Source organism: Chryseobacterium taichungense (genome assembly GCF_900109935.1).
GTDB lineage: Bacteria > Bacteroidota > Bacteroidia > Flavobacteriales > Weeksellaceae > Chryseobacterium > Chryseobacterium taichungense.
In genome coordinates, this window is sequence record NZ_FOBV01000002.1 from 586,173 (window position 1) to 609,174 (window position 23,002).

The following is a 23,002-nucleotide window of genomic DNA, read 5'->3' on the forward strand; positions in this document are numbered from 1 at the left end:
TTTTTAATGTTTCGGCGGCATCGAAGATGCCGCCGAAATTATTTTCTATTCTATAATTTAAAACAAAAAAAACCGGAAGAATATTCCCGGTTTACTATACTTTAAAACAATTTTTAATTGTTTTCAGAATCATATTTGCTGATTACTTTTTGAGTAACACCTGAACTGCTGAAACCTCCGTCATGGAAAAGGTTTTGCATCGTTACTTTCTTCGTAAGATCAGAGAAAAGCGTTACACAGTAGTTGGCACAATCAAGAGCCGTGGCATTTCCCAGAGGAGACATATCTTCAGCATATCCTAGGAAACCTCCGAAGCCTTTTACACCGCTACCGGCAGTAGTGGGAGTAGGAGATTGAGAAACCGTATTTACACGCACTTTTCTTTCTCCCCAATAACCTCCGAAAGTTCTTGCAATGCTTTCAAGATAAGCTTTGTTGTCAGACATATCATTATAATCAGGGAACGTTCTTTGAGCAGCAATATAGCTTAAAGCAAGAATGCTTCCCCATTCATTCATACAGTCTTTTTCCCACGCCACACGCATTACTTTATGGAAAGAAACGGCAGAAATATCCCATCCTTTTTCTAACCAGTCGTAGTTCATTTCTGTATAATGTTTTCCTTTTCTTACATTGATAGACATTCCGATAGAATGAAGAATGAAATCGATTTTACCAAATTTTGCAACAGCGGCATCAAAAAGTTTTTCAAGATCTTCTAAAGAAGTTGCATCTGCACCGATTACTTCAGAACCCGTTTTTTCTGCTAATCCGTTTAGTTCTCCCATTCGCAAAGCAATTGGAGCATTAGACAAGATAAATTCAGCGCCTTCTTCGTGACATCTTTCTGCAACTTTCCAAGCGATCGATTGTTCATTAAGGGCTCCAAATATAATTCCCTTTTTGCCTTTAAGTAAACCGTATGACATATTTTTTAATGTTTATTAATGTACAAATGTAGCAATATTTGTGTTTATTACATAATAAAAAACGGAGCCTTCTATAAAAAGACCCCGTTTTTCTTGAAAATATTTATATGACTGAAATTTAATTTGTTTTTTTGTTCCATTCTGCCTTCACATCTTCTGCTGCATCTTTGGTTTTTTCCCATGCATCATTTGCTTTATCTTTTACATTTTCCCATGCGTCTGATACATTATTCTTTGCTCTGTCCAGCCAGTCTTCATGTCTTGCTTCTTCATCATTTGCTCTTTTTTCATTGATATAATCTTTAGCTCTGTCAGCAAGTTCTTCAACTTTCCACTTTGTTTTATCGGCTGCATTTTTTAAAGAGTTTTCAGTATGATCTACTGCATTTTCTGCTTTGTTGTATTCTGAATTATTCATAATAAAAATATTTTAGTGATGATAATAATTTAACAATAACTATTCCTAAACCCATACTGCACTGTTAAAGTTTTCATAAAAAATAATCTGATTTTTAGCTAATTTTTTTTATTCAGTTAATTTTTATTTGTTAGCAATTATTATATTTGTGAATCAGACCAAAATAAACACGAAAGATGAAAAAACAAACCAAACTTTTGATAATATTAACAAGTATATTGTTTTTATTTTCAAATTTAAATAAGGCTCAGGTTGGAATAGGCACTCCAAATCCGGTATCTTCTGCAATGCTGGATATTACTGCCGGAAACAAAGGCCTTCTCATACCAAGGATAGCATTGACTTCCACAACAGATGTTGCTACAATTCCATCACCTGCCAATGGTTTATTAATATGGAATAACGGGTTGGGCGGTGTTTCTGCAACAGGATTTTATTTCTGGAACAACTCCCAATGGAATCAAATGGCTACAGTTACTACAGCACCTCCCAGTTCTGGCAGCTGGAGTACTTCAGGAAATAACGCAGGAACTTATAGTGGTGCTAATACCAATTTATCACTCGGAACCTCTACTAATGATGATCTTATTTTTAAAGTAAATACAGCGATTGCCGGAAGATTGGGAGCTAATAATTCCATAGGTTTCGGAAGTTCGTCAAATGCATCGCAAAATGCTATTGCTATTGGTAATAATTCTAATGCGGCTTATCAGGCAACTGCTATAGGATATACAGCGAAAGCAGATAATAATGAAGCTACAGCTATAGGCAAAAATACAACTGCTAGCGGCTACCAGTCTCTTGCGATAGGGTATGGAGCACAAACAGCTTCCAACGGCGAAACTGCTGTTGGTTTTCAGTCTAAAACTTCAGGACAGAATTCCACTGCTTTAGGTTCAGGAGCAACAGCTCAGGGTCAGAACTCTAGTGCAATAGGCTATAATGCATCAACCTTTCAATATAATGCAATTGTTATAGGAGATAACAATGCTAATGTTGGTATTGGTACCAGCACACCCAACACTACTGCAAAATTGGATGTTAATGGACAGTATAAGCTGGGGAATTTAGGAACGGTACAAAAAAATCAGATCAGTTTTGAAGTCTGGCCAGGTGTTTCAATCAACAATCTCCCGGCAGGCAAAACGACAACTTTGAATATTACCATTCCAACAGGGTTTATTCCTTCCACGACAAAAGCTACAATTAATGTTACACCTGCGAATGACTTTGCAGGAAATTCTACCTTTTCAATATCAAATCCGAGATTAACGTCGACTTCCAATATCACTATTAATCTGACAAATATAGCCGGTAACGCAGAGAGTTTAAATTCCGCGCATTTTTATGTAACAATTAATGAATTTTAGGAGGATTTGTTAATAATAATTGTTTTTGTTTTTTTGTTAATGGAAAAAGGATTTCAAATTGAAATCCTTTTTCGTTATTATCTTCTTTTAAATATAAAGTCTACTTAATGATTCTCTCTAAAACCCATTCAATCAATTTCTTTTCAGAAGCATGATGGTCGGCAGAGAATTCTCCGCGTCTTCTGTTAGCAATCACATTGTTTACGGTGATGGCTTTATGACCTAAAAGTTTAGAAAAAGCATAAATAGCGGAAGTTTCCATTTCAAAATTGGTAATACCAAGATCGTTTAAGGTTTCCAGGAATTGATCATCTAAGGATTTTAAACGCAATTGTCTTCCCTGTGGAGCATAAAATCCCGGGAATGTCGCCGTATTTCCGTGATACCTGGCATCCTTATATAGGTTTCCCAGTTCTTCAGACCATTCTGAGAAATAAAGCATCGGTTTAATTGTAGAATATGGAAACTTTTCCAGAAAGTTTTTTGAAAACTCGTTCTCAAATTTATAATCCTGATAAAAATGCATCAGTCCGTCAAGACCTACCACGTTTTGCGTTACAAGCATATTGTCAACCTGCACATCCGGATTTACACTTCCGCAGGTTCCCATTCTGAACAGTTGCAGACTTGAATGTTCAGTTTTGAATTCTTTATTTTTAAGATCAATATTCACCAGAGCATCAAGCTCGTTCATGACAATATCAATGTTTTCCGTACCGATGCCGGTAGACATTACTGTGATTCTTTCCCCACGAAGCGTTCCTGTGTGAGTATAAAATTCTCTTTTGTTTTTACGGATTTCAACCGTGTCAAAATATTTTGAAACCTTCGCAACGCGGTCCGGATCTCCTACAAGAATGATCTTTTCAGCAATATCTTCAGGTAGAAGATTAAGGTGATAAACACTTCCGTCTTCGTTCAGAACAAGTTCTGAAGCAGCAAGTTTATTAAGCATATTATGTTTTTATTTGAATTAAAAATTTGAATAAATCCTCCCCAAATATCCCCCTCCATTTAAAAAGATCGTATAGAAACGGATCATTTAATCATGAATGTGATTTTGGGGTTTAAAATTAATAAAAATTCCTTTACTTGAAACGTAAACATTATTTAATTCAAATTTAAAATTGTGGTAACCTACGAATGTTTCCCTATCCATAGTTTTGCGCAAAAAATGAAATGAAGTTTTATCCGTTAGCTGTTATTTTTATCTTGCTGGGCATTGCCGTAATGTCTTTTAATCCTGTGCAGAAAGGTGTTGAAATCGAAAATTCCACAATCACAAAGGGCTTAACGGATTTTAAAACAAAACTTGATCATTTAAAATCAGATGCTTATCGATTTTCTGAAAATAAAATATCCCTTGAAGATCTTCGCAAAACATTAAAAGAGACAAGAAACGCTTTCAAGGAAATAGAATTCTATGTTGCCTACCATTATCCCGAATTCACTAAAACACATCTCAATGCGGCTCCTTTATTTCATATTGAAGCGGCGGGTACAACTTCCTACACACTTCCTCCGGAAGGTCTCCAGGTTTTGGATGAACTGATATTTTCCGACGAAGCAGAAGAAAATAAAGAAGAAATTAAAACAATCACTGACTTTCTGTTTAACAGCTATGCAAGCTTTTATTTAAGTTCAATAAAAAATGGATTAAGCCAGGGAAACAATAAGACTTTGCCTTTAAGAATCGAACTGATCCGGATATACAGTTTAGGTGTCACCGGTTTTGATACGCCCGGCTCCCTTAATATTTCCGAAGAGGCCAGCCACGCTTTTTCAGGAATGAAAAAATATATTAATGATGATTCCTATTTTAAAAATTATAATACTGAAAAGGCCGATCAGTTATTGAGTTCAGGAATACAATATCTTTCAGTCCATACCGATTTTGAAACATTCGACCGGATAGAATTTTACAAAAAATATATCCAGCCTTTGTACAAAGAACTCGGAAGCTGGGATGGAAGAAGCGACGATCTCAAAGAATTTTCCGGATGGAATGCAGGAAGCACAGAATTTTTCAGCAGTGATTTCCTTGATCCTTACTTTTATAAGTTGCTGAAAAAAGAAGAAGACAACGAAGCCTTAAGACAACTGGGAAAAAAGATTTTCTATGATCAGGCCATCAGTGACAATGGAAAAATGAGCTGTGCCACGTGCCATCTTCCAGAAAATGCTTTCACAGATCTTAAAGCAAAATCCCAAAGCAATGTCGATGGAAAGACCGTATTGAGAAATTCGCCAACACTATATAATGCCGTTTTTGCCAAAAGATTCTTTTATGACCTAAGAGCTTTTTACCTCGAACAACAGGCCGAACATGTCATCTATAATAAAGATGAATTCAATACCAGCTACGAAAATATCATTAAAAAATTAAAATCTAAACCGGAATATAAGAAAGCCTTTACAACCGCTTTCGGAAAAAGTGACATTAGCCGCGAGCATTTTTCTAAAGCATTAAGTTCATATGTTGCTTCATTATATTCTTACGAAAGTGGTTTTGATAAGTTCATGAGAAATGAAAAAGAAATCTCTCAAGATGCGCAAAAAGGGTTCAATTTGTTTATGGGAAAAGCCAACTGCGCTACGTGCCACTTTGCACCCAACTTCTCTGGGTTGGTTCCACCATTCTTTAATGAAAATGAATCTGAAGTGCTTGGCGTAACCGCAAAACCTATTAATCAAAAACCACTTGAGCTCGATGCTGACAAAGGAAGAATAAACAGTCCGGTAAGAAAAGAAAACTCATGGATTTATGAAAACTCTTTCAAGACGGTTACCGTAAGAAATATTGCCCTCACAAAACCGTATTTCCATAATGGAGCTTTCAATACGTTGGAAGAAGTATTGGATTTTTACAACGAAGGTGGGGGAGAAGGCCTGGGTTTAAAAATGAAAAATCAAACCCTCGATTCCGAAAAGCTGAATCTTTCAAAGACTGAAATTAAACAAATCATCGCATTTCTAAATTCACTTACCGACATTAGTAAAACGAAGGTTAATTAATGATACATACCTCTAAGATTACATAGTAGTGTATCCAGTTATTTTCGTCACTTCGAGTAGATTTTGAAAAAATCGTATCGAGAAATTGGACTGCCTATCGGTAGCACCCATAAGTTCTCGATACATTTTTCTCCGCTTCACCCCAAAAAACACTCGAACAGACGGACGCACATTCATCTCCATTTTAGCTAGATATAAAGAACATTTACCTATTGCAAACCGATTTTAATCATATTTAAAACGCCATTTACTTGCTGCAAAGCCATATTCACCTTGAATAATCGCCATTAATCTACTGCAAATCGATTTTAATCATATGTAAAACGCCATTAACCTGTTGCAAACAGCTATTTACCTTGCGTAATTGCCATTAATCTACTGCAAAACGTTATTTACCTGGTGCAAATCAACTTTAACCATGTGAAGTAGACAATAATCCTGGTAAAGTAATGCCATTATCCATATGCAGTAAGGAATAATTGATGAAAAAGAGCCATCATCCACATGAAGTAAGGAGAAATCCAAGTGAGATACGACATTAGCCATGTGAAGAAAGCAAAATTCATAAAAAACAACCATCAACAACGTGCAGTGTAGGATTTGCTCCGTCGGAGCAATATCTGTGTAGATCAATATCAGCATCTTGTACCGGAACTCCAGAGGAGTTCTATCTTATCATAGCACACCTACGGCGTGCTTGCGATATGCCAATGTTTTTCTACTACACAGATATTGCTCCTCCTGGAGCATAAAAATTTACTTTTTTAATTTCAGCCGTAGAAAAAGAGGTTGCCCAAACATTTTAAATGGACTTTTTTTATGTGTTCTCTTATTGTCTTTGCCATCAATCTAAAATCCAATGTGACTCATTTGTTTAAAACCATAAAATCAGGAACATCATTAACACAAACTTAACCCCATTAACATTAAGTTTTCCATTAATTAATATTTGTACAGGTTTATTTAAACTCCTATTAATAGGGGATTCACAGTAAAAAAATAGCTTTGTCGTGTTTAATAAATCGAAATTTAAAATGAAAAGAAAACTACTAACAGTTGCAGCTCTTGCAATGGTCACGGGTTCATTATTGAATGCACAGACCTTTATCTTCAACAAGAATTCTTCCTGGAGATACAATGACACCAACACCGCATTGGCTTCACAATGGAAAAATGCCAATTATGATGTATCTGCATGGTCACAGGGTAACGGCCCGTTGGGGTATGGTGATCCTGTAACAACAACGACAGCTGACGGGCTTATAACAGCTTATTTTGCTAAAGATTTTACCGTAAATCTTAATGATCTGTCATCAAATATGGAATTGGGAGTAATGAGAGACGATGGTATTATTGTTTATCTTAACGGTGAAGAAGTCGTAAGAGACAATATGCCGTCAGGAGCAGTCGATTTCACTACCTGGTCAAGTACGACCATCAGCGGCTCTGCAGAAAATGTTTATAATGTTTTTACAATTCCTAAATCTAAATTTGTAAACGGAAATAACAGAATCTCTATAGAGCTTCACAACAGAGGTGCTGAAAGTTCGGATCTGAGAATAGATGCCTATCTTAAGACTACAACTACAGTGAATCCTGTTTCTTGTAATGCTACTCATATTAGTTGCTTTACCTCTATCGTACCAACAGCACAAACCGGAAAACTGATCATCCCTACTGAACATAAATATCAGTTGATCCTTAAAGAAGGAGACAACTATACCGAAGGAGGAGGATTAGTAGGCGGACAGAATGACTTCACAGCATACGTTGCGAAAAACGCAAGCAGTACCAACGGTTATCTTTCCGTAAACCATGAAACCAATCCTGGTGGTGTTACGATGGCTGAGATCAACTACAATGCGACGACTAAACTTTGGGAGCTGACACGATCCAGAGCAGTAAGCTTTTCAGCGCCAAGCCTTGTGCAAACGATCAGAAACTGTTCGGGAGGTATTACCCCTTGGGGAACCATCGTTACGGCAGAAGAGCAGACCACTTCCAATGACGTGAATGCAGATGGAATGAAGGACTACGGATGGCTGGTAGAAATCGATCCTGCAACGGCTCAGGTTATTTCTCAGAATACAGACGGTTCTAAAGGAAAACTTTGGCAGATGGGTATCATGAATCACGAAAATGTTGTAATCAACAACGCCGGAACCATAGCCTATTACGGTGAAGATGGCGGAACGCACATGGTATACAAATATGTAATGGATACGCCGAACAATCTTTCTTCAGGAAATCTTTATGTATTAAAACTGGATCAGGGATTAAGCGGTGGAGATCCTGTGGCAACAACGGCAACATGGGTTCAGGTTCCTAATAAAATGAAAGCAGATCAGAATAATACGGCTTCTCTTGCATTATCATTAGGAGGAACTTCTTTCAACGGCGTTGAAGATGTGGATATCAGTCCGATTGATGGTAAAATATATTTTACAGCTAAAGGATTGAATAAAGTTTACAGATTAAAAGACGACGGAATGACCGCTTCGCAAGTGGAAACTTTCGTAGGAGGTCTTACAACAAATTACTCTTTCGATACTGCAGAGGGAACAAAAACGGAAGCATGGGGAGACGGAAACGACAACCTTACTTTTGATGAGCTTGGAAATCTTTGGGTGTTGCAGGATGGAGGTAAAAATTACATCTGGGTAATTGCTCCGGATCATACGCAGGCTAATCCTAAAGTGAGATTATTTGCTTCCATGCCGGCAGGTTCGGAACCGACAGGCCTTACCTTTACACCGGATCATAAATTCGGATTCTTCTCTGTGCAACATCCCGATGCTACCATTTCTACCGATATTGATGCTACAGGAAACACCATTGATTACAGAGGAAAATCTGCAACGGTAGTAATCGCTCTGAAAAACAATTTAGGAACTGCCGGAACATTGGGAACTATCGATACCCATGCTGAGAATACAGTAACTGTTGCGCCAAATCCTACCTCAGGAATCGTGAAAATCAATTCTCCGAAAGGATTAAAGAATATTGCAGTAACGGCCTACAGCATTGACGGTAAAATCGTTTTCACTCAGAAATATTCAGGGTTGAACAAAATGTTAGATCTGGATTTTACAAAACAGCTTGAAACTTCCAGAGTATTGATTTTAAACATCGAAGCAGAAGGAGGATTCCAACAGACCGTAAAACTGTTGAAAAAATAAATTATTAATATTTATACAGCTGCCGGTAATATTATGTTGCCGGTAGCTTTTTCTATTCTATGAAAAAGTTATTTTTTTCTATTTCGTTACTTATCCTTTCACTGGTAAAAGCGCAGATTGATCCAGTGAAATATCCTACTTACACCAATATTGATGATGCATTGAAAAGCGGGAAAACCATATACAGCATGAGTTTCCGTGGGAAAACGATGTTTAATCTTCCTTCCGAAATTCAGAAGCTGGATTCTATTTTCTTTTTAAATGTAATGGAAAATAAGTTTGAGAAAATGGATGAGTCTATTTTTAAGCTGAAAGAATTATCGATATTAAATCTGAATGAAAACAGCATCAAATACATTCCCGATGAGATTGCAGAACTTCAGAAACTGGAGAGTTTTTCGATTAATCTGAATAGTCTGACAAGCATTAACCCTAATCTTTCAAAACTCCGGAAATTAAAAGTCATTCATCTGGATGCTAATAATCTGAATATTTTTCCGGAGGCATTATTACAAATACCGAGTCTGGAAGAAATTAATCTACAGGGAAACCAGATCAGTTTTATTGCGAAAGATCTTGATGAAATTAAAAATTTAAGATCATTAAATCTTGCGGCCAACCAGCTAAACGATCTGGGCGAACTGGAATTTCCGAAACAGTTAAAATACCTGGAATTACAGCAGAATTCCATCAGAAAACTTCCTGACGGATTATTCAGATTAAAAAATCTTGAGTTTTTAAATGTCAGTCAGAACAATATTCAGGAAATTTCTCCCAAAATAAAAAGACTGAAGAACGTTGTCAGCATGAATCTGGCAAACAATAATCTGAAAGATCTCCCCAATGAATTTTCAAAGCTGAAAAATCTTAAAACATTGATATTAACTGGAAATCCGATGGAAAAAGCAACCATTGAAAGATTGAAAAAAATAATGCCGGAGACGCAGATTTATTTTTGAAAAATATTGGAATATATTTTTAACGCAGGGAGCGCAAGGATTTAAGTTGAAATGATTGCGTACATTTCGATCGCGAAGGCACTTCGTTCAGCAAATGATAGCAGAATACTTAAAATCAAGTGAAACTAGAGACTTCAACGTAATCAAATACGGATACTCTTAAAATTTAAACCGCAAAAACTTCTTTTCTATTATCATTTGCTGAACGAAGTGCCCTTGCAAACGCAATAAATACTCAGAGTTAAATAAATCTTTGCGATCCTTGCGTTTGAAACAAAATTATCTACTAAAGCAAACCTATCCACCAACTCTTTTGGTTTTATACCCCATTTCTTTAAGGATATTCATTATTTTATCACGATTATCCCCCTGAATAATGATCGTCCCATCCTTTTCTGAACCACCGATTCCTAAGGTGGTTTTTATTTTTTTCGATATTTTCTTAAGTTCCTCTTCACTTCCTTCCCAGCCTTCAACAATGGTCACGGGCTTACCATTTCTGCCTTTCTTCTCAAATTTGCACACCAGAGGTTCTTTCTGCTTAAATTCTTCTTCAGGCATTTCAAAATCCTGCTCCTCATGTTCAGGAAAAAGGTTTTTTAGTTGATCTCTTAAATCCATATCGCAAAATTATAAATATTTATCTAAACTTTCTCTCTATAAAGTTCTGCGGAAATTGATTTTAAACAAATTTTAAGCCCTTCAATTCTTCAATTCATTTCAAAATAGATAAATTTGTAATACAAAAGTTTATACAAAATGTCAAAAAAAGCAATATTGGCCATCCTTGACGGATGGGGATTGGGAATGAATCCGGACGTTTCAGCCATTGACAAAGCAAACACTCCATTTATAGATAACTGTCTTAAAAATTTTCCACATACTACGCTTGAAGCGAGTGGACTTGCCGTAGGATTGCCTGCAGGGCAAATGGGAAATTCTGAAGTAGGACACATGAACCTCGGTGCAGGAAGGGTAGTCTACCAGAATCTTGTAAAGCTGAATATGGCTGTTGAAAATGGTTCATTAGGTCAACAGAAAGTCATTCAGGATGCATTTGAATATGCTAAAAGAGAAAACAAAAAACTTCACTTCATAGGGCTTGTTTCTGATGGTGGAGTTCACTCTCACATCAATCACCTGAAAGGTCTTTTAACCGCTGCCCATGAATTTGGATTACACGAAAACGTTTTTGTTCATGCTTTCACTGATGGCCGTGACTGTGACCCGCATTCCGGAAAAGGATTTATTGAAGATCTTCAGCAGCATATGGAAAAAACAGTGGGTAAACTGGCTTCCGTAGTGGGAAGATATTACGCCATGGACAGGGATAAGCGATGGGAGCGTGTGAAAATTGCTTATGATGCCATGGTAGAAGGCGTAGGAGCTCAGACGACCAATGCTTTACTGGAAATTCAGAAGTCGTATGACGAAAATATCACTGATGAGTTTATGAAACCGATCATTATGATCGATTCTACAGCCATCGGAAATGTTGTTCCCGTAGCTAAAATCACTGATCATGATGTGGTAATCTGCTTCAATTTCCGTACAGATAGAGGTCGTGAAATCACAGAGGTCCTCACACAACATGACCACCCGGAATATTTCATGAGAAAGCTGCCATTGTATTATGTGACACTGACGAATTATGATAAAACCTTCCAGAATGTACACGTAGTTTTTGATGAAGAGGTTCTGCATGAAACCATGGGGGAAATTTTAGAAAGAAATCAAAAAACACAGATCAGAATTGCAGAAACAGAGAAATATCCTCACGTAACTTTCTTCTTTTCGGGAGGAAGAGAAGAACCTTTCAACGGGGAAAAAAGATTACTTTGCCCGAGTCCGAAAGATGTTCCTACATACGACCTTAAACCTGAAATGTCTGCCTACGATATTACCAATGCCATCGTTCCGGAACTTGAAAACGAAACAGCAGATTTTGTATGTTTAAATTTTGCAAATACTGATATGGTAGGCCATACAGGTGTTTTTGAAGCGGCAGTAAAAGCGGCAGAAACGGTAGACAAGTGTATTGAAAAAGTAGCGACAACCGCTTATGAGCATGGGTATGCCGTTTTCATTCTGGCCGACCACGGAAATTCTGATGTCATGATCAATCCGGATGGTACGCCGAATACCCAGCATTCCACGAATCTTGTTCCTTTTATTGTAATGGATAAAGATCATACCTGGAATCTGAAACCAGGCAAACTGGGTGATGTAGCACCAACCATTTTAAAGGTCATGGGAATTGAAATTCCTGAAATTATGACCGGAGATATATTAGTGAGCTAATAAGAGAATATTAAATATTAATTGCCGTTATATAATTATGACGGCAATTTTTTATGACTAATATCAGAAGAATTAACAGAATATTATGTTTTAAATAATAAATAAAACTCTAAATTTGCAAATTAAACCTAAATTTAAAAAATGTATCAAAAGCTTGTAAGGAAAGAAGTAATGGGAATTTTGGAAAAGGAAGTGGGCTCTTTTCTGGATAAATTTTTAACGCCAATCGAAAAGATCTGGCAGCCTTCCGATTATCTTCCAGATCCTTCAAGCACTGAATTCAAATATGATCTGGAAGAGATCCAGACATTTGCACGGGAAATGCCTTACGATCTTTTTGTAACCTTGATCGGAGACTGTATTACGGAAGAAGCATTACCTTCTTACGAATCATGGCTGATGGGCGTAGATGGTGTTGACCAGGAGCAGAGAGAAGTCGGCTGGGCACATTGGGTAAGAGCATGGACCGCTGAAGAAAACCGACACGGAGATCTTCTGAGCAAGTATCTTTATCTTTGCGGAAGAGTGAATATGAGAGAAGTTGAGGTAACGACTCAATATCTTATCAACGATGGTTTCGACTTAGGAACAAGTATGGATCCGTACAGAAATTTCGTGTATACAAGTTTTCAGGAAACCGCTACCAATATTTCCCACCGAAGAGTAGGAACTCTTGCAAAACAATCCGGTAACGGGAAACTGGCTAAAATGTGTGGTGTAATAGCAGCAGATGAAGCCAGACATGCAAAAGCCTACAAGCATTTTGTAGCCAAAATTCTTGAGATCGATCCTTCTGAAATGATCCTTGCCTTTGAAGATATGATGCGTAAGAAAATTGTAATGCCTGCTCACATGATGAGGCAGTCAGGGCAGAAAGCAGGAGAATTATGGGGACATTTTTCAGATGCTGCACAAAGATGCATGGTGTATACAGGACAGGATTATATCAATATTCTGAAAGATCTTTTGGATGAGTGGAAAATTGAACACGTAAAAGGTCTTAATGAAAAAGCGGAAAAAGCTCAGGAATATCTGATGAAACTTCCTTCAAGACTTCAGAAAATTACGGACAGGATTTCAACGCCTGACCTTCAGTTCCAGTTCAGCTGGGTAAAAAGTTAATTTCAACCTTAAATTATAAAAGTTAAGAGTGCCGAATTATTTCTGGCACTCTTTTTATTTGTATCTTTGCATTTTTAAAACAAATTCACAGAATGAATAATAAAAAAATTGCTGTTGACTTCGACGGGACTATTGTTGATGATACTTATCCGGCGATTGGCAAACCAAAAATTTTTGCTTTTGAAACATTAAAAAAACTTCAGGCTGAAGGATACAGACTGATACTTTGGACATACCGTCATGGGAAAACACTGGACGAAGCTGTAGAATTTTGCAAAAAGCACGGTGTTGAATTTTATGCCGTGAATTCCAGTTTTGAAGGTGAAATTTTTGATTCTGAAAATCAATCAAGAAAAATTGATGCTGATTGGTTTATCGATGACAGGAATCTGGGAGGTTTTCCAGGTTGGGGTGAAATCTATAACATTATTCAGGAAAGAATAGAATTCCGTGTGGAAGGAAAAGAGGTTTTGGCATATTCAAAACTTAAAAAAGAAAAGAAAAAAGGATTGTTCTGGTAGAATATCCGATGTAACAATTTACCAATATAACAATCTACCAATCAGAATATACAGGACATTGTTACACTGATATACTGTTATATTGTTACATTTTATAATTAAAAAATGATTCAATTAAAAACAATAGACGAATTACGTCTTATGAAGCAAAGTGCTCAGTTAGTTTCCAAAACATTAGGAATGTTGGCGAAAGAAATCAAACCGGGAATTACCACTTTGTATTTAGATAAACTGGCACATGATTTCATTAAAGATCATGGTGCAGAGCCTGCATTTTTGGGATATGGAGGATTTCCGTATTCATTGTGTATTTCACCAAATGAGCAGGTTGTTCATGGTTTTCCAAGTAAAGAGGAAATTAAAGAAGGAGATGTTTTATCCGTGGATTGCGGTGCCGTTTTAAATGGTTTTGTAGGAGATCATGCTTATACTTTTGAAATCGGTGAAGTAAAACCGGAAGCCAAAAAACTTCTAAAAGTAGCTAAAGAATCACTTTATAAAGGTATTGAGCAATGCATCAGAGGAAAAAGAATCGGCGATATTTCTCATGCCATCCAGGCTCACTGTGAAAAAGAAGGCTATGGGGTAGTAAGAGAACTTGTAGGACATGGAGTGGGAAGACAAATGCATGAAGATCCGCAGGTTCCTAATTATGGAAGACAGGGAAGCGGAAAGGTGATTAAAGACGGACTGACAATCGCTATTGAGCCGATGATCAATCTGGGTACCGAAAAAGTAAAATTCCATAATGATGGCTGGACGGTTACAACTCTTGATAATCAGCCTTCAGCACATTTTGAACATGATGTGGCGGTAATTAACGGAAAACCAGTATTGCTTTCGACCTTCCAGTATATTTATGATGCATTAGGTATTGAAAGTGATGAAGAGAAAGCTTTTCAATTGGATTTTTAATGAAAAAGGTTGCTAAACTTTTATTAAATAAAATTCCACGTCCTATGCTGATTAAAATAAGCATTTGGGCGAGACCTCTGATTTATCAGCTTTTTAAAGGTGACCGTTTTGTTGATCCTATCGATGGAAGATCATACAGAAAATTTCTTCCTTACGGCTACGGAAAGCAAAGAGAAAATGCTTTGTCGCCGGGTACTTTAAGCCTGGAAAGACACCGTCAGATGTGGTTGTATCTCCAAAATGAAACCGAATTTTTCATTAAAAATTATAAAGTTCTTCATATCGCTCCCGAGCAGGAATTTCTTCGGAAATTCAAGAGAATGCGAAATCTCAATTACATTTCTGCTGACTTATTTTCTCCTATTGTTGATGTGAAAGCAGACATTCTGGATCTTCCTTTCGAAAATGAAAGTTTTGACATTATTTTCTGTAATCATGTTTTGGAACATATTGAAGATGATGCAAAGGCCATGAGTGAGTTATATAGGGTATTACGGCCCGGCGGATGGGGCATTCTGCAGGTTCCTATGAAGAATTCTCTTGAAAAAACGTATGAGGATTTTACAATAAAAGATCCAAAGGAACGTCAGAAGCATTTCGGTCAATATGATCATGTCCGATGGTATGGGATGGATTACTTTGACAGGCTGCGGAAAGCCGGTTTTGAAACGGAAATCAACTTCTATTCACAACAGTTTTCTGATGACGAAATAATAAAATACGGCCTGAGAAAAAATGAAATTCTGCCTTTGGTTTATAAAAAATAAAAAACGTCTCCGATTATGGAGACGTTTTTTTATTCTTTGATAAATTTCTGAGGCTTTCTTCCTTGCACAATCAAAAAATATTGACCTTTAACAATACTACCTGTATCAATACTAGTTTCCTTTCCTGAAGTTTTTCCTTCAAAAATCACATGCCCCGCGACATCTATGATTTGAAAAGAAAGTCCTTTTTCTAAATTTTTCATTATAAGTTTTTCCTTAACAGGATTTTGTGAAATCAAAAAAGAATCTTTTCCGGAAACTTCCTTGTTCTCTAAGAAAAAGCTGTTGTAATAAATTTTATCACCGTTTGCACTGTCTGTAATAATAAGTGTTTTACCAGAACCATTTGGAATAACCTGATAATTAAACACATGACCAATAGGCTTTCCATAAAAGTCACAATTCTTCTGGTCATAGGTCTGTACAGCGGCCATATTATTTCCCCAATAATCTAACAGTGTACATCCTCCGGAACTTGTTTTCGAAAATGAGTCTGCTGCTGTAGAAAATGTAATAGGCACAACACTTGAATTAAAATATTTAGAATTGAAAACGTAATTATCACTTACAAACATGAATTCAGACGGCTGAAGTGATTGATCCATAATTGGAGTTGTAGTTGCTTGGGTTCCTATTGAGATCTGTGAAATATACCAATTGGTATTCAGTAATTGGGAGGTATTCTGTGCAGCTATTAAAACGCCCGACAGTAGAAATAGTAAAGCTTTTTTCATAGTTATTAATTTTGTTACTAAGATACTAAAATTAATTTCTTCAAATTTAAACTCAATGTGAAGAAACTGCTTTCAACCCGATAACGGAGCCAATCAGCGTTATAATAAAAAATATTCTCCAAAAGCTCACCGGATCTTTAAAAAAGAAAATTCCCATTAAAGCAGTTCCTACAGCGCCGATACCTGTCCAGACCGCATACGCAGTACCGATGGGCAATGTCTGTGTCGCCTTAATAAGCAAAAGCATACTGATTGTAAGGGAAATGAGAAAGCCGGCAAACCAAAGATACATGGTCGTTCCGGAAGTTTCTTTCACTTTTCCTAAACATGATGCAAAGGCTACTTCAAACAGTCCGGCAATAATTAAGATAATCCAATTCATTTTTTTATTTTCTGATGCAAAGTTCAGAATTTAAAAACAATTCAGTCAACACAGAATGAAAAATATTAAATTAAATATAAATTTTCCGGTTGATAATTTTCAGAAAATCTTCTTTTTCAAGTTTTTTAATGGTACGGATTACTGTTTCTACCCGTAAAGCTGTTATGGATGCGATCTGTTGTCTTGTAAGCGGTACTTCAAAAGAAAATTTGGAGCCGTCATCACTGAAACTTTTCTGATAGTTAAGAGCACCTTTTATCCGCACATCAGGACGTAGGGAAGCATTGTTTTCGAGCATAATATACTTCTGATAAAGACGTTCTGACAAGAATTTGTTGATATCCCTGGAAGTCTGCTGATTTTCATCAAGAAGCCGCACAAAATCTGATTTGGGTAATTTTAATACGGTTGTTTCCTCAAATGCAATAGCATTGACAGGATATTTTTCATCTATAAATAATAAAAGTTCACATACGCTCAATCCTTTACCCAAAATAGCGAGAATAAGTTCTTTGCCTTCATCATTATAATGATTAAGTTTTATTCTGCCTTTTATTATCTGATAGTAATATTTTGGGGTACTATTTTCTTCAAAAATGATGTACGAGGGTTTGAAATCTTCTATTTCTGCACCGTAAGAAAGTAAAAGTTCTTCTTCAATTAACATAAAAATGTAGTGATTTTGTTATACAGTACATAAAACACATACTATAATGTAAAAACAATCATCTGAATTATGGGTTCATTATGATTTAGATCATAAAGATAGGCAATAAAACCTTATGTTTAACAAATTACTTGTGATCCTTGTGATAAAGTTATTATCAATTATTCGGTAAGTTTAGAGATCTTCAAAATACTTAATGCTTTTAAATAAAAAGCCAGAGTGATGCTAAACAACAATTTAGAAGTTAAAATATTGGCTTAAAGTATTTTTTAGATATGAAACAATAAACCTCTGAAAATACAGAGGTTTAAAAATTGAAAGTATATATTTAAGTGAAAAAGTGTTGTCAATCTTTATTCAAACACTGTGCCGTGAATTATAATCTTGAAAGAAAAATATGTGGTATCTTTTTAATTTTTGTTAATATTATTTCTAAAAGATTGATTTAGTGGAATAAATATTGCTGCGTGTTTAGAAATTTTTTTTAGCCTTAAAAATATAATCATATTAATGTGGTATGTGTATTTATAATCGTGAAAACATTACTGTTTTTCGGAATATTGTGAGTATTTTTGAGGTTAAACTAAATATAATTAATTATTGATTTTTAAATTTCTATGATCTTAATTGTTGATGATAACCAGAGCAACCTTTATTCCCTGAAAAAACTGCTGGAATCAAAAGATTTTCAGGTAGATACAGCCGATTCTGGAGAGGAAGCATTGGGAAAAGCACTGAAAAATGATTATGCTTTAATTATTTTAGATGTACAGATGCCTGACATGGACGGCTTTGAGGTTGCAGAAACACTCGCAGGTTACAGCAAAACAAAAGAAGTACCCATTATATTTTTGTCCGCCGTAAATACGGAAAAGAAATTTATTACCCGTGGATATGCATCAGGAGGGAAGGATTATGTAACAAAACCCGTAGATCCTGAAATTCTTTTGCTGAAAGTAAAAACATTTTACAACCTTCAGGAGCATAATCTCGCGATGAAGAAAACGCAGCAGAGCTTGGAACTGGAAGTAAAAGGAAGAAGAGAATCTCAGGTGACTATGAAGTCTCAGATTGATTATTTTCATCTGATGCTGGAATCTCTGCCGCAAATTGCTTTCACCCTTACGGAAAAAGGTACTGTAGATTTTGTGAATTGCAAATGGTATCAATACTCTAAATCGGCAAAAGAATTTCCGGAAACTCATCCTGATGACTTTAATATCAGAGAAGAATTTGAGCGATGCAGAAAAAAAGGGACCGCCCTGGAGCTGGAAATCAGAATCAAAAATATTGAATCCGGAAATTACCGATATCATCTTCTTCGTGTCACACCAGTCTATGACGGAGATATAATTAAAAACTGGGTAGGTACTTTTACAGATATTGATGATCAGAAAAAAGTTGAAAAGGAAAAGGATGAATTCCTGAGTATTGCAAGCCATGAATTAAAAACACCTTTAACGAGTATCAAGGCGTACGTTCAGCTTCTGGAAAGGAAATTGAAACTTGATAAAGAAAGTGCCGAAGCAGGTTTTGTTACCAAAGTTCAGGATCAGATCGAAAAACTCAATACATTGATTACCGATTTGCTTGATGTTTCCAAGATCGAAAACGGTAAATTAAAGATCAATAAAAAACCTACCAATCTGGAAAATGTCATCAGCAATGCCATTGATACCATTCTTCAGACCCATGATGAAAACCGTGTTAAAATAAAAAGAGACGGTATTAAGCCCGACATTCTTATTCCACTTGATGAGATTCGTATAGAACAGGTATTAATCAACTTTTTAACAAACGCTATTAAATATTCTCCTAAAAACAATCAGGTTATTGTAACCACTTTTGTAGACGAAGAAGAGCAGGAAGTGAAAGTAAATGTCACTGATTTCGGGATCGGAATTCCTGATTTCAAACAAGAAGCCGTTTTCCGCAAATTTTACCGCGTAGAAGAATCTTCGCTGCAATTCCAGGGCATGGGAATAGGTTTATTCATATGTTCAGAAATCATCAAACAGCATCATGGAAATATTGGTGTCTCCAGTAAAGTAGATGAAGGATCTACGTTTTATTTCACATTACCATTAAATTAATTTCAATGCCGAAAAAAATCATAAGAAATCTTCAGTTTGGAGTAGGACTTTCTTTAGTTATCCTTATTGCGAGCTCAATTGCCTCATATGTAAGTATACAAAAACAGATGGATAACCGGGAGAGCCTTTCAAAAAGCCGCAGAGCAATTACCGCAGTAAAGGATGTATTAGTTGCATTGCTCGATGCCGAAACGGGTAACAGAGGCTATCAGCTTACAGGCAGAGAAAATTTCCTTGAACCATACAACCGAAGCCTGATCGAGTTTCCTAAAGCTATTGAAAGTGCTAAAAATTTAGACATAACTGATAAAAGCCAGCTCAGTCGTCTTCATGATCTTGAAAGAAATGTCAATACCAATATTTCAAATCTGAAACACTTTGTAGACAACAGGAAGAAAGGCATTGCAATGACTCAGGAACAAGTCCTTTCCAGCAAAATCTATATGGACAGATGCCGGAAGATTGTTCAGGAATTCGTACAATATGAAGAAGTTCAGCTTGCATTGAAAAATAAAGATCTGAACAGATCCTCAAATACGACTGTTTTATTCATTCTATTTTCTGCCATTGCCGCGATTGTTGTTACAACATTCTTTTATCTTAAATTAAGAGCAGACCTTATCCGAAGAGATAAGCTTGAAAAAGCACTTCAGAATAAAGATATTGAGATCAGCAGACGCGTAAGCGCTATCCAACAGATTGCCAACAGAGTAGCCAACGGAGATTACAGTCAACGGGCCACCGATAATTCTCAGGATGACCTTGGAGATTTAGCAGAATCATTAAATCACATGACCGAATCCCTGAAAATATCTTTTGATAAAATAAATGCCAGTGACTGGCGCCAGAAAGGATTAGCCTTACTTAATGAATCATTAATGGGCAATAAATCTGTACAGGAAGTTTCAGATAATGCACTTCACCAAATCATCGAATATGGAAAATGCATTAATGGGTCACTTTATATGTATGATGAAGGTTTGCTGAAATTGAAAGCTTTTTTCGGTCTTGAAAATAATATGAAAAAGGTTTTTGAACCGGGAGAAGGGATGGTTGGTCAGACTTTCATCAGTGAGAAAACCCAGGTTTATAACAATCTTCATGAAGATGATTTTGTTGTGACATTTGCAAGCAGCACCATAAAGATTTATGGAATCTTATTGCTTCCTGTCTTTGCCGATGGTAACATCATAGGTGTTCTGGAATTAGGATCTACCCATAATTTTGATGAAAGCAGAATTGACTACTTCATCGAATGTACCAGAAATATTGGTGTTGCACTAAGTGCCGCTAAAAGTCGTGAAAAAGAACAGCAGCTGTTGGAAGAAACCCAGGCACAATCTGAAGAGCTTCAGGTACAGCATTCTGAACTTGAAAACCTGAATACAGAGCTTGAAGCACAGACTCAGAAGTTACAGGCTTCCGAGGAGGAACTGAAAGTGCAGCAGGAAGAGCTGATGCAGGCCAATGCAGAACTGGAAGAACGCTCAAGATTACTGGAAGAAAAGAATCACCTGATCGCCGAACGGAATAATGAGATCCAGAAAAAAGTTGAAGAGCTTGCTTTAAGTACAAAATATAAATCGGAGTTCCTGGCAAATATGTCTCACGAACTGCGCACACCACTGAATTCAATTCTTCTGCTGTCTCGTCTGATGGCTGAAAATCCTGAAGAAAACCTGAACGAAGATCAGATAGAATCAGCAAAAGTTATTCAGAGTTCCGGAAGCAGTTTGCTGACGTTGATTGATGAGATCCTGGATCTTGCGAAGATTGAATCCGGTAAAATGACGCTTGAATATCAGGAAGTCCCAATCGGTGATATTGTGAAAGATCTAAAAAGCTTGTTTAATCCTATCTTCCAGGAAAAAAGGCTTCAGTTTAATGTACAGATTGACAATGATCTAGATAAAACAATTGAAACCGACCGTTTAAGGGTTGATCAGGTTTTAAGAAATTTATTGTCAAACGCATTAAAGTTTACAAGAGAAGGAAGCATTAATCTAAATATTAAAAAAGATCCAAAAAAGAAAGATTTCATCATTTTCTCTGTGAAAGATACAGGAATTGGTATTGCGGAAGACAAGCAGAAAATTATTTTTGAAGCATTCCAACAGGCAGACGGTTCTACGAGAAGAAAATTCGGGGGTACCGGTCTTGGTCTTTCGATCAGCAGAGAAATTGCGAGACTTCTGGGTGGTGAACTTACATTAGAAAGTAAGGTTAATGAAGGAAGTGAGTTCAGCCTGATTATTCCGGTAAAAGCGATTGCTGAATCTGAAATTGAGCATATAGAGACAGATCAGGATATTGTGGAAATCATCCGTGAAGATGTCGTGGAAATAAAAAATATCCTTGATGACGGAGAAGAAGAATATTATAATAATATCACGCTGGAAATCCCTGAAAATGTCGCAGATGACAGAGAAAGTATTAAGGACGGCGATAAAGTAATTCTAATCATCGAAGATGATATTAACTTTGCCAAAGCATTACTGAAATATGCACGCATGCAGAACTATAAAGCAGTAGTAGTTGTGAGAGGAGATTACGGTCTTTCTGCGGCGTTGCAATACCGTCCGCATGCTATTTTACTTGATGTCCAGCTTCCTGTAAAAGATGGTTGGCAGGTAATGGATGATCTTAAATCAAATCCTAAAACCAAGCATATCCCGGTACATATGATGTCCGTATTGCATGTGAAGAAGGAAAGTCTTATGAAAGGTGCTATTGATTTTATCAACAAGCCGGTAGCGCTTGATAAGATGACTGAAGTATTTAGAAAGATTGAAGAAGTACTCAGCAAATCTCCACAAAAAGTTTTAATTGTTGAAGAAAATGCAAAGCATGCCAGCGCACTGTCTTATTTCTTAGGTAATTTCAATATTTCATTATCGGTAGAGAATAACGTGGAAGATAGTGTGAAAGCTCTTACGGCCGATCACGTAGACTGTGTAATTCTGGATATTGGATCTTTAAAAGGAGATGAATATCAAATCATTGAATCAATCAAGAGCTATGATGGCCTGGAAAATCTTCCGATCATCATATTTACGGAACGGAATTTGTCTAAGTCAGAAGAACTAAAAATAAAGCAGTATGCTGATTCCATCGTAGTAAAAACGGCACATTCTTACCAAAGAATTCTGGATGAAGTAGGTTTGTTTTTACATCTTGTTGAGGAAAAAAACAACTCTATTGAAACGGTGCGAAGTAAAACTTTAGGGTCTTTAACGGAAGTATTGAGTGGCAAGAAAATACTCATCACCGACGATGATGTACGGAATATATTCTCTCTGACAAAAGCATTGGAGAAATATAAGGTGGAAGTGGTGGTTGCCATGGACGGAAAACACGCCTTACAGCAGATAAAAGAACATCCTGATGTAGATGTTATCTTGATGGATATGATGATGCCAGAAATGGACGGCTACGAAACGATAAAGCAGATCAGAAAAATGCCAATGTTTACGAGATTACCGATTATTGCCATCACCGCAAAATCGATGATCGGAGAACGTGAGAAGTGCATTACCGCAGGAGCTTCAGATTATATTTCGAAGCCTGTGGATATAGATCAATTATTGTCCTTGCTAAGAGTTTGGTTATATGAAATTTAAACAGCTAAAA

Annotated in this window: 18 protein-coding genes; 11 read left to right on the forward strand and 7 right to left on the reverse strand. The window is 36.5% G+C overall.

All coding sequences use genetic code 11. The features are described 5' to 3' along the window. Positions 1-113 precede the first annotated feature (113 nt). Positions 114-929, reverse strand: coding sequence for an enoyl-ACP reductase FabI (locus BMW64_RS06240; protein ID WP_089999147.1), 816 nt, complete (start codon positions 927-929; stop codon positions 114-116). Positions 930-1,047: 118 nt separating this feature from the next. Next, on the reverse strand, positions 1,048-1,347 hold the full coding sequence (locus tag BMW64_RS06245) for a hypothetical protein (RefSeq protein WP_089999148.1): 300 nt from the start codon (positions 1,345-1,347) through the stop codon (positions 1,048-1,050). A gap of 176 nt (positions 1,348-1,523) precedes the next feature. On the opposite strand from BMW64_RS06245, the gene BMW64_RS06250 reads away from it, so the two are divergent. Beyond that, on the forward strand, positions 1,524-2,717 hold the full coding sequence (locus BMW64_RS06250) for a hypothetical protein (protein WP_089999149.1): 1,194 nt from the start codon (positions 1,524-1,526) through the stop codon (positions 2,715-2,717). A gap of 100 nt (positions 2,718-2,817) precedes the next feature. Here the strand turns inward: BMW64_RS06250 and BMW64_RS06255 are convergent, their stop codons facing one another. Further along, positions 2,818-3,672, reverse strand: coding sequence for a nucleoside phosphorylase (locus BMW64_RS06255; protein ID WP_089999150.1), 855 nt, complete (start codon positions 3,670-3,672; stop codon positions 2,818-2,820). Between the two features lie 224 nt (positions 3,673-3,896). On the opposite strand from BMW64_RS06255, the gene BMW64_RS06260 reads away from it, so the two are divergent. From BMW64_RS06260 to BMW64_RS06270, 3 genes are all read left to right on the forward strand, one after another. Next, entirely contained in the window at positions 3,897-5,732 is a 1,836-nt protein-coding gene (locus tag BMW64_RS06260; RefSeq protein WP_089999151.1) for a cytochrome-c peroxidase, read from the forward strand. A 1,034-nt stretch (positions 5,733-6,766) separates the two neighbouring features. Then, the gene (locus tag BMW64_RS06265; RefSeq protein ID WP_089999152.1) at positions 6,767-8,911 is read left to right on the forward strand and encodes an alkaline phosphatase PhoX; all 2,145 of its coding nucleotides are present in this window, start codon (positions 6,767-6,769) and stop codon (positions 8,909-8,911) included. A 59-nt stretch (positions 8,912-8,970) separates the two neighbouring features. Then, entirely contained in the window at positions 8,971-9,870 is a 900-nt protein-coding gene (locus BMW64_RS06270) for a leucine-rich repeat domain-containing protein (RefSeq protein ID WP_089999153.1), read from the forward strand. A 297-nt stretch (positions 9,871-10,167) separates the two neighbouring features. Here BMW64_RS06270 and BMW64_RS06275 read toward each other — a convergent pair whose 3' ends face one another. Further along, entirely contained in the window at positions 10,168-10,491 is a 324-nt protein-coding gene (locus BMW64_RS06275; protein WP_089999154.1) for a translation initiation factor, read from the reverse strand. A gap of 138 nt (positions 10,492-10,629) precedes the next feature. On the opposite strand from BMW64_RS06275, the gene gpmI reads away from it, so the two are divergent. From gpmI to BMW64_RS06300, 5 genes are all read left to right on the forward strand, one after another. After that, positions 10,630-12,171 carry a 2,3-bisphosphoglycerate-independent phosphoglycerate mutase gene (gene gpmI / locus BMW64_RS06280; protein WP_089999155.1) on the forward strand — a complete coding sequence of 514 codons (1,542 nt, stop codon included), beginning with the start codon at positions 10,630-10,632 and terminating at the stop codon, positions 12,169-12,171. 141 nt (positions 12,172-12,312) lie between these two features. Beyond that, positions 12,313-13,293 carry an acyl-ACP desaturase gene (locus BMW64_RS06285; RefSeq protein ID WP_089999156.1) on the forward strand — a complete coding sequence of 327 codons (981 nt, stop codon included), beginning with the start codon at positions 12,313-12,315 and terminating at the stop codon, positions 13,291-13,293. Between the two features lie 92 nt (positions 13,294-13,385). Then, positions 13,386-13,814, forward strand: coding sequence for a BT0820 family HAD-type phosphatase (locus BMW64_RS06290; protein ID WP_089999157.1), 429 nt, complete (start codon positions 13,386-13,388; stop codon positions 13,812-13,814). A gap of 105 nt (positions 13,815-13,919) precedes the next feature. Beyond that, on the forward strand, positions 13,920-14,729 hold the full coding sequence (map, locus tag BMW64_RS06295; RefSeq protein ID WP_089999158.1) for a type I methionyl aminopeptidase: 810 nt from the start codon (positions 13,920-13,922) through the stop codon (positions 14,727-14,729). Beyond that, complete coding sequence (locus tag BMW64_RS06300) at positions 14,729-15,496, forward strand: class I SAM-dependent methyltransferase (protein ID WP_089999159.1); 768 nt, start codon at positions 14,729-14,731, stop codon at positions 15,494-15,496. The genes map and BMW64_RS06300 overlap by 1 nt, the downstream gene beginning before the upstream one ends. A 29-nt stretch (positions 15,497-15,525) precedes the next feature. Here BMW64_RS06300 and BMW64_RS06305 read toward each other — a convergent pair whose 3' ends face one another. The 3 genes from BMW64_RS06305 to BMW64_RS06315 all read right to left on the reverse strand — a co-directional run bounded on the left by BMW64_RS06305 (position 15,526) and on the right by BMW64_RS06315 (position 17,279). Beyond that, positions 15,526-16,230, reverse strand: a complete 705-nt coding sequence (locus BMW64_RS06305; protein WP_089999160.1) for a T9SS type A sorting domain-containing protein — start codon at positions 16,228-16,230, stop codon at positions 15,526-15,528. 52 nt (positions 16,231-16,282) lie between these two features. Next, on the reverse strand, positions 16,283-16,612 hold the full coding sequence (locus BMW64_RS06310; RefSeq protein ID WP_089999161.1) for a DMT family transporter: 330 nt from the start codon (positions 16,610-16,612) through the stop codon (positions 16,283-16,285). 70 nt (positions 16,613-16,682) lie between these two features. Continuing rightward, positions 16,683-17,279, reverse strand: a complete 597-nt coding sequence (locus BMW64_RS06315; protein ID WP_089999162.1) for a Crp/Fnr family transcriptional regulator — start codon at positions 17,277-17,279, stop codon at positions 16,683-16,685. Positions 17,280-17,896: 617 nt separating this feature from the next. Between BMW64_RS06315 and BMW64_RS06320 the strand changes: the two genes are divergently transcribed. Then, positions 17,897-19,372: a hybrid sensor histidine kinase/response regulator gene (locus BMW64_RS06320; RefSeq protein WP_089999163.1), complete on the forward strand. Its 1,476-nt coding sequence runs from the start codon at positions 17,897-17,899 to the stop codon at positions 19,370-19,372. A gap of 5 nt (positions 19,373-19,377) precedes the next feature. Beyond that, positions 19,378-22,992 carry a response regulator gene (locus BMW64_RS06325; RefSeq protein ID WP_089999164.1) on the forward strand — a complete coding sequence of 1,205 codons (3,615 nt, stop codon included), beginning with the start codon at positions 19,378-19,380 and terminating at the stop codon, positions 22,990-22,992. Positions 22,993-23,002: the final 10 nt, after the last annotated feature.